Source organism: Streptomyces anulatus (assembly GCF_000721175.1).
GTDB lineage: Bacteria > Actinomycetota > Actinomycetes > Streptomycetales > Streptomycetaceae > Streptomyces > Streptomyces anulatus_C.
In genome coordinates, this window is the sequence record NZ_JOEZ01000071.1 from 1 (window position 1) to 8,837 (window position 8,837).

4 protein-coding genes and 1 pseudogene are annotated in these 8,837 nt (G+C 72.0%); all 5 read left to right on the forward strand.

The genetic code is table 11. The features are described 5' to 3' along the window. Window positions 1-113 precede the first annotated feature (113 nt). Window positions 114-1,457 (forward strand): type VII secretion integral membrane protein EccD, encoded by a 1,344-nt coding sequence (gene eccD, locus IG90_RS0138190; protein ID WP_030595686.1) that lies wholly within the window; start codon window positions 114-116, stop codon window positions 1,455-1,457. 55 nt (window positions 1,458-1,512) lie between these two features. Next, a complete protein-coding gene (locus tag IG90_RS0138200; RefSeq protein ID WP_233436213.1) occupies window positions 1,513-2,793 on the forward strand; it encodes a MinD/ParA family ATP-binding protein in 1,281 nt (426 codons plus the stop codon). 5 nt (window positions 2,794-2,798) lie between these two features. Beyond that, window positions 2,799-6,791: a type VII secretion protein EccC gene (locus IG90_RS0138205; RefSeq protein WP_030595692.1), complete on the forward strand. Its 3,993-nt coding sequence runs from the start codon at window positions 2,799-2,801 to the stop codon at window positions 6,789-6,791. Between the two features lie 76 nt (window positions 6,792-6,867). Next, window positions 6,868-8,286 (forward strand): DUF6177 family protein, encoded by a 1,419-nt coding sequence (locus IG90_RS0138210; protein ID WP_030595695.1) that lies wholly within the window; start codon window positions 6,868-6,870, stop codon window positions 8,284-8,286. A gap of 134 nt (window positions 8,287-8,420) precedes the next feature. Beyond that, window positions 8,421-8,723, forward strand: a pseudogene (locus tag IG90_RS0138215) (hypothetical protein); the annotation flags it as partial. Between the last annotated feature and the right edge of the window lie 114 nt (window positions 8,724-8,837).

An 8,837-nucleotide genomic window follows, 5' to 3' on the forward strand; every position in this document is an offset into this window, starting at 1 on the left:
GATCCACGGTTGACTACCCACACCTCACGAACGGCCGAATCATCGCACTGGTCACGGCCTACCAGGCCGTTGCAACAAGATCGTGTTACGAGCTCTAAGTGGTGAGCACAGCAATGACGTCCCGCTCGGAACTGAGCCGGGTGACCCTGGTCGGCGAGCGGCGCCGGGCCGACATCGTGCTGCCCTCGGACACGCCCATCGGCCAACTGCTCCCGGACATCCTGCAGTTGCTGGACGACCGGGCGGCATCGCGGCCGTTGACCAGGCAGTTGATCACCTCTGATGGTTCGGTCCTGCCGCACGACAGCACCCTCGCCTCGGCCGGTGTCAGCGACGGCGCCGTGCTGCGCCTGGTCAGGACCCACGCGGCGCCGCCCGCCCCGGTGGTCCACGACGTCACGGACCAGGTGGCCGACAGCCTCGACCTCCAGGCCTGGCGCTGGCGTCCGGCCGCGCGAAGGGTCGCCGCCGGGGCGTCGACCGTGGCCTTCGCGGTGATCTCCGCCCTGTTGGCCCGGCGTGAGTTCCCGCTCGGCACCCTGGCCGTCGCGCTGGCGGTCGTCACCGCCGTCCTCCTGGTGGGCGGCGCGGTGTGCGCCCGGATCGGGACGGGCAACCGAGGACTGGCGACCGCGCTGTTGTTCGTCTCGGGCGGGCTCGGCATCCTCACGGCCTGGACCGCCGCCGACGCCTACGACTGGTCGGGCCCGGCGCGGCTCGCCGCGGTGGCGACGGCGGTGGCCCTCGCCCTGCTGCTGCTCGGGGTCTTCTCGCCGCTCGGCCGCGGCGGTCTGATCGGCGCGGGCGCGACCGCCGCCGTCACCGCGGTGTGGGAGGCCGTCGCCGCCGTGGAGCCGGATCCGGCCCGACTGGGCGCCGTGATGGCGGTGTTCTCCGTGGTCCTGCTCGGCATGCTGCCCCGGCTCGCCCTGATGGCGTCCGGGCTCACCGCGCTCGACGACCGGCGGTCGGGCGGGGTGTCGGTCAGCCGCCACGACGTGGCCGACGCGCTGGCCGCCACGCACCGCGGACTCGCCCTCGCCACCGTGGTCACCGCGGTCTCGGCGACGGCGGCGGGCTGGCTGCTCACCCTGGCCGCGCGGCCGACCGTGTGGACCGTGCTCCTGCCCTCGCTGGTGGCGGTGGTCCTCCTGTCGAGGGCCCGTGCGTTTCCCCTGGTGGCCGAGGTGGTGGCGCTGTTCGCCGCTGCGGCGGTCCTCCTCGTACGGCTCGTGATGCTGTGGATGGAGCAGGCTTCCGCGGGCGCGGGCCCCGTCGTCGTGCTCGGCGTGGCGGCGCTGCTGCCGCTGTTCGCCCTGTCGGTGGAGCCTCCCGAGCACGTACGGGTACGGCTGCGGCGCACCGCCGACCTGGTCGAGTCCATCGGCATGGTGGGGCTTTTCCCGCTCGCCATCGGCGTGTTCGGCATGTACGGCCAGTTGCTCGACAAGTTCTGACATTCATGCGCGGGCGGCTCCGGTCGGGGCATCGGAGCGGAGGAGAAGGGCAGACATGCCGAACGCGGACAACTGGCAGGGTGATGTGCTGCGCGATCTGAGGGGTACGCCCCCGCAACGCGCAGCAGGCCACGGCTCAGCACAGGGTCACGGTCCGGCACAGGGTCACGGTCCGGCACAGGGTCACGGTCCTGCACAGAGTCACGGCCCGGGGCAGGAGCAACGTCCGGCGCAGGAGCAACACCAGCCCCGCGCCCATACCCAGGATCAACCCCAGCCCCAGCCCCAGCCCCAGCCCCAAGAGCGTACGGGGGCGGCGGCCAGGGCGGGGACGGGAACGCCGCCGCCGAGCCGGAGCGTCCCCGCGTCGCCCGTCCCCGCCGCTGCCCCGGCGCGTGCGCAACGGCCCGCCCGCTCCCCCGACTCACGCCCCGTGGTCGACAGCGCGCTGACCGGTACGGCGCGCCGTCCCCGGCGGGGTGAGCCGGCCGCCGCGCGAATATCGCGCGCGATACGACGGATCGTCTCCTCGTCGGCGGCGCGTGAGGTCGCCGAGATCACCCGCACCGCCGAGCGGATCCAGCAGCCGGTGACGACGGGCCGGCAGATCGCCGTCACCTCCATCCGGGGCGGTGCGGGCAAGACGACGGTGGCCGCCCTGCTCGGCACGGCGTACGCGCACCACCGCCAGGATCCGGTCCTCCTCGTCGAGGCCGATCCGGCGCTCGGCTCGCTGCCGCTGCGGCTCGGCGCGGAGACCCTGCGCTGGACCACGGCGGATCTGGCGGACATCGTGGAGCCGCAGATGTCGCTGCTCGACGTCACCGGCTATCTCGTCCAGCTGCCCGACAACGCCTGGCTGCTGCCCGGCAGTCAGGGCCGGATCGGGGCGATGCTGGACACGGCGGCGTACGAGCGGGTCATGGTGGCGCTCCGCCGCTACTTCGGGGTGACCGTGGTCGACTGCGAGACGCTGCCCGCCGAAGTCGCCCGCGTCGCGCTCTCCGCCGCCCAGGCCCGGGTGCTGGCCGCCCCCGCCACGCTGGACGGCATCACCAGCACGTACGCGGTCCTGCAGTGGATGCAGGGGCTGCCCCGACACATGATCGCCGGGACCGTGGTGGCACTGACCAGCACGACGTCCCGCCCCGGGATCGATGTGGAGGCCGCAGCCGAGAAGCTCCGGTCCACCGGCGCGACGGTCCATGTGCTGCCCTACGACCGTCATCTGGCGGCAGGCGGAGCGCTCCGCACCGAACTGCTCGCCCGGCCGACACGACTGGCCGCCACCCGGCTGGCCGCCGAGGTCTTCCAGCTCTCCCAGAAGCGCCGGTAACACCCATGAGCACCCGACTGGTCCACCGCCCCGCCCGGACCACCCGTCCGCCGGCCGCGCCCGCGCCCCGCACCATCGAGGCCCCGCCCAACCTCCCCGAGGGGAAGGCGGGCAACATCGCGATGTCGCTGCTGCCGGTCGCCGGGGTCATGTCGTCCGTCGTGATGATGACGGTCGTCCGCAACAGCCAGTTCGCCGCCCTCGGCGCGATCATCCTCGTGGTCACCGTCATCGGCTCCGTGGCGCTGCTCTTCTCGCAGCGGGGCAAGGCCCAGCGCACCCGCCGCACCCAGCGCGAGGCGTATCTCGCCTATGTGGAGGACCTGCGGGAGGAGCTCTCGGGCGAGGAACGCGAACGGCGTGAGCGCGCCGATGTCCTGAACCCGCCGCCGTACGCCCTGTACGACATCGTGCGGGACCCGGCGCGCCTCTGGGAACGGCGCAGGGTCGACGACGACTTCCTGCGGGTGCGGGTCGGCACCGGTGAGATGCCCGTACGGGATCTGCAGATCGCCGAGCCGGGATCGACGGTGCTCACACCGCCCGACCTTTTCATGCTCAACGAGGCGTCGGCGCTGGTGAACCGGTTCCGCAACGGCACCGAACTGCCGCTCACCGTCCCGCTGGACCGGATCGGCGATGTCAGTGTGATCGGCCCCCGTGAGGACTGTCTGCGGGTGGCCCGTGCCCTGCTGGTCCAGACGGCCGCCCTGCACGCCCCCGACGACGTGGCCATCGCACTCGCGGCGCCGGGGGACCGCATGGCCGACTGGGAATGGGCCAAGTGGCTGCCGCATCTGCTCGACACCGAGCAGTTCGACGGACCGGTCGCCGCCCGCCGCATCGCCCCCTCCGCCCCGCAGCTCGCCCGGCAGATCGGGGCGGAGCTGCGCCGCCGCGCCTCGTACGCGGCCGAGGTCCGCCGGGGCCTGGCCGGCCGGGACGCGCTGACCATGAACTCCCGGCTGCTCGTCGTCACCGACGGACACGGCGAGGACGCCGTCGACCTGCCGCGCCCGGACGACGCCGTCGGTCTGCGCGAGATGGGCGTCACCGTGCTGCATCTGCTGGAGCAGCGGGTGCAGGAGCCGGGACACGTCAGCGTACGGATCACCGTCGACGGCACGGACGTGACCATCGAGGACCTCCGGACGCCGGAGCCCGTGGAGGCGCACGGCACGGTGGACGAGGCGGGCATCCCGTTCGCCGAGGGTCTGGCCCGGATGCTCGCCCCGCTGCGGCTGTCCGCCGAGTCCCTGGTGGACGCCCCGCTGTCCGGCCCGGTGGAGTTCGCGGCGATGCTCGGCATCGACGACGTGGCCCGGCTCGACCTGGACCGGCTGTGGGCGCCGCGCGGTGAACGCGCCTTCCTGCGCGTCCCGATCGGCATCAGCGACTTCCACGAGCCGGTGCTGCTGGATCTCAAGGAGTCCTCGGAGCTGGGGATGGGCCCGCACGGTCTGTGCGTGGGCGCGACGGGTTCGGGCAAGTCGGAACTGCTGCGCACCCTGGTCCTCGCCCTGGTGGCCACGCATCCGCCGGAGGATCTGGCGCTCGTGCTGGTCGACTACAAGGGCGGGGCGACGTTCGCGCCGTTCGCGGACCTGCCGCACGTGGCCGGGGTCATCACCAACCTGGAGAACCAGGCGGGGCTCGTCGAACGGGTCCACTCCTCCCTCGCCGGTGAGGTCAGGCGCCGCCAGCAGGCTCTGAAGGACGCGGGGAACGTCGCGGACATCGGGGACTACGCGGCGCTGCGCGCCGAGAAGCGGCCCGACCTGGACCCGCTGCCGCACCTGTTCGTGGTGATCGACGAGTTCGGTGAACTGCTCACCGCGAAGCCGGACTTCATCGACCTGTTCCTCTCCATCGGCCGGATCGGCCGCTCCATCGGGGTGCATCTGCTGCTCTCCAGCCAGCGCATCGAGGGCGGCAAGCTCAAGGGCCTGGACACCTACCTCTCCTACCGGCTCGGCCTGCGTACCTTCTCCGCCGACGAGTCCCGCACGGTCCTGGACACCACGGACGCCTTCCACCTGCCTCCGCTGCCGGGCTTCGGTTATCTGAAGGTCGACACGAGCCACTACGCCCGGTTCAAGGCGGGCTATGTGTCGGGCGGTTACCGCGGTCCGGTCCGCAGCCACGACGAGGAGGAGACCGGCCCGCTGGCGCTGCCGTACGAGGCGTTCAACACCCTGGCCGGACCGGACGAGGCACGGCGGTCCCCGGAGCCGGCGTCCCGCCGCCGCGAGACGGGACCGACGGAACTCGGCGTCATGGTCGATCAGTTGACGGGTGCTGCCGCCGCCGTACGGAGCATCTGGCTGCCGCCGCTGCCCACCGCCACCGCACTGGACACCGTCGCCGGTCCGCTGGACATCGGGCCGCACGGGATGCGGCTGACCGGGGCGGTCACGGAAGGACGCCGGAGGCCGCTCCGCGTCCCCGTCGGCCTGCTCGACGACCCGGCCAAGCAGTGGCAGGGGCAGTGGTTCCTGGACCTCACGGTGGCGGGCGGCCACGCGGCGGTGATCGGCGGACCGCAGTCGGGCAAGACGACACTGCTGCGCACGCTCGTCCTGTCCCTCGCACTCACCCACACCCCGCGCGAGATCGGCGTCTACGGACTCGACCTCGTCGGCGGTGGCCTCCAGGCGCTGTCGGGCCTGCCGCACGTCGGCGGCATCGCGGGCCGCGCCGACCGGGAACGGGCGGCGCGTACCGTCGAGGAGGTCCGCACGATGCTCGCGCTGCGCGAGGACCTCTTCCGCCAGCACAACATCGACTCGGTCGAGCAACTGCGCACCCTGCACGCGGCCGGCCGGCTGCCCGAACTCGCCTCGGCCGAGATCCTGCTCGTCATCGACGGATTCGGCGCGCTGCGGGACGACTTCGACGAGTTGGACGACGCGATCGCCGACATCCTCAAGCGGGGTGGCGGCTACGGCATCCACGTCGTCGCGGGCATGCTGCGCTGGAACGACGTGCGCATCGCCATCCAGTCCAACTTCGGCACCCGCGTCGAGCTGCGCCTGAACGACCCCGGCGAGTCCAGCATCGACCGCAAGCTCGCCGAGACCCTGTCGCCCGACGAGCCCGGCCGCGTCCTCACCGACGGAAAGCTCTTCGCCCAGGTGGCACTCCCCCGGACGGACGGGGTCGAGGACACGGCGGACCTCGGCACGGTCCTGGAGCGTACGGCGCGCACGGTCCGGGCCACCTGGAACGGAGAAGTGGCGCAGCCCGTGCGGGTGTTGCCGCAGATCCTGGAGCCGCACTCGCTGCCGGGCCCGGCGGCCGAACCCACCCGCGTACCGATCGGGCTCGACCAGTCGGCGCTCGCGCCCGTACTGCTCGACCTGTTCCAGCACGACCAGCACCTGCTGGTGCTGGGGGACAGCGAATGCGGCAAGACGAACCTGCTGCGGACCGTCGCACACGGCCTCATCGACCGTTACGGCGAGGACGAGCTGGTGTTCGCCGTGATGGATCCGCGGCGTGCGCTGCGCGGTGCGGTCCCGGAGGAGTTCAACGGGGGCTACGCCTACAACTCCAAGCTGTGCGCGGGCCTTTCAGCGGGCATCGCGACCGAGCTGGAGAAGCGGCTGCCCGACGAGAACGCCCGCCTGGAGGACCTGGAACCGGGCAACTGGGGCAAGGGCCCGCGCATCGTGGTCCTGGTCGACGACTACGACGTCCTCACGACCGCCGGCCAGTCCCCGCTGTCGCCGTTCCTCCCGTACATCCCCTCGGCGGTCGACATCGGCCTCCACTTCGTCCTGACGCGCCGGGTCGCCGGAGCGTCGCGGGGCATGTACGAGCCGCTGGTGCAGGGCTTGCGGGAGTCGGGGGCCTCGGCACTGCTGATGGCGGGGGACCGCAGCGAAGGCCAGCTGTTCCCCGGCGTGTACGCCTCCCAGCAGGCACCCGGGCGCGGCGTGTTCATCCGCAGGGGCCAGCCGAACCGCCTGATCCAGACGGTGTACGCCCCGACGTGAGACGTCGCGGAAACGACCACCACCCTTGCACGCCCACCACCCACCGACGACCGACGAAGGACCGGACGACCACTCCATGACCAAGGACGTCATCGCCCTCACCCCGCGTATGCCCGAGCCGTGGGCCGTACTGGCGGGCCTGCTCTCCGGCGGCCCGGACAAGCTGGTGGGCACCCGGGGCGAGGGTGCGGTGATCCAGCTCTGCGACGCGGAGGGCCGCCCGCTCGTCTCCGTGGAGGCCCCGCTGCTGGTCTCCGTCGAGGGCGAGGCCGAGCGGCTGCTCGGGACCACGGCGCCCCCGGTCCCGTACTGGTGGACGGAGGCACGCGCCACCACGGGGGTCGCGGAGGCGGAACAGCTCGCGGGCACGTTCGCGGCCCGGCTGGCCTCGCTGGTGGGCGGCTCCGCCTGGCCGCCGGACGCGGCCGGCTCGATCGCCGTGGTGAAGACCGACGGCGTGAGCGTGGCCCCGGAACCCGCCGCTGCCCAGCCGGCCATCGACGTGCTCACCGACAAGGTCGCGGTCGTCATCCAGGACCGCCCGGTGGTGGCGATGACGGCCTGGCTGTCCGACGCGTTCCGTGCGGCGGCCGAGGCGGGCCTGGGCCTCCAGATCGTCAGCCCGGCGGGCACCACGCTCTCCCCCGCCGTACGGGACGCGCTGGGCGGCTGGCCATCCCGCTGGATCGTCCAGGACGAACGGGACGGCTACTACGACGGTCTGACGGGCGCGGTACTGCGCTGGCAGGACGGCGCGTTCGACCCGGTCCTCTCCCCCGACGCCACGGAGGACGACCCGCACACCCCGGTGGCGGCCGCCTACCAGGAGGTCCATGACTCCGGCGAACGCCAGCTGGGCCTGACCTTCCGCATGGTGCATCCGGCGGACGAGCGGCTGGTGCTGGGCGGCGGCCTGGAGACGGTGTGGCGGGAGCTGACGGGTGAACCGCCGGCCAGCTGGGGCACATCGGAACCTGCGACCCTCCCCTGGTCACTTGGCCGCCTGACGGACGTCGCGTACGAGCGGGCCCCGGAACCGACCTGGCTCGTGGTGGTCGGGAATCGCTCGCGACCGGGAATCGCTACCGTACGCATTACGCGGACGAAGGCGGGCGTGGAGGAGGAGGTAACGCTCGCGTTCGGCTACGGCGCCGGCGAGGAACCTCCGCTGGCCGCCCTGCCCGCAGCTGCCGAGGCGCTCGCCACCCGTCACCACCTCCAGTCGATGCTCGTACAACTTCGCAAAGCGCGCCGCGATGTGGCCGTACCGCCTCGCTTCGAGGGCCCGGGGGTCCCGCTGGCCTTCGTACTGGGCGCGGAGGAGGTCCGCGCGATGCCGGGAGACCGGGCGCGGCGCACTCCGCTGACCGGGCAACCGGTGCAGCTCGGCCCGAGGACCAGGCCTGCTCTGTACTACCCGTTGCCGGGGGACCCCTCGGACCTGGCGGGCTGGCAGGAGTTCGAGAGGCTGGTGCGGCACCTCAAGGGGGCGTAGATCCGCACCGGCCGCAATCTGGCCGATTGCAGATTGCAGTAGCGACGCCAGGGTTGATAGACAGGGACGTACACGTACGTACGTTCGTTTGATGTTTCGGAGTATTCGAAGTACTCGATGTAGCGGGGGATGTCATGAAGTTCGACATGGGGGCGTCGGTCCTGTCGAGGCTGTTGTCGGATTCGCAGGGCGCGAGCACGGATCTGGGCACGCTGATCCAGCAGTTGATCGCGGCGGCTGAGCCGTTGGAGGGGAAGTTCAACGGGGCGGGGAAGGTCGCGTTCGACGATTTCAAGGCGCGTTCGGACGAGATCACGAAGGCGTTGAACGCGTCGTTGTCGGGGATTCTGGGCGGTCAGTCGGGGATGGACGCGGCGTTCGGTTCGGGTGACCAGGAGCAGGGCGAGAACGCGAAGTCGCAGATGGCGTCGGCGAACCACGGCAAGGAACTGCGGTGGAACGCGACGTCGCAGGAGGTGCGGAACATCATCCGGCTGCTGCGGACGACGCTGGAGGACATCAAGCCGCAGGGTGTGCAGGGCCAGTTGAAG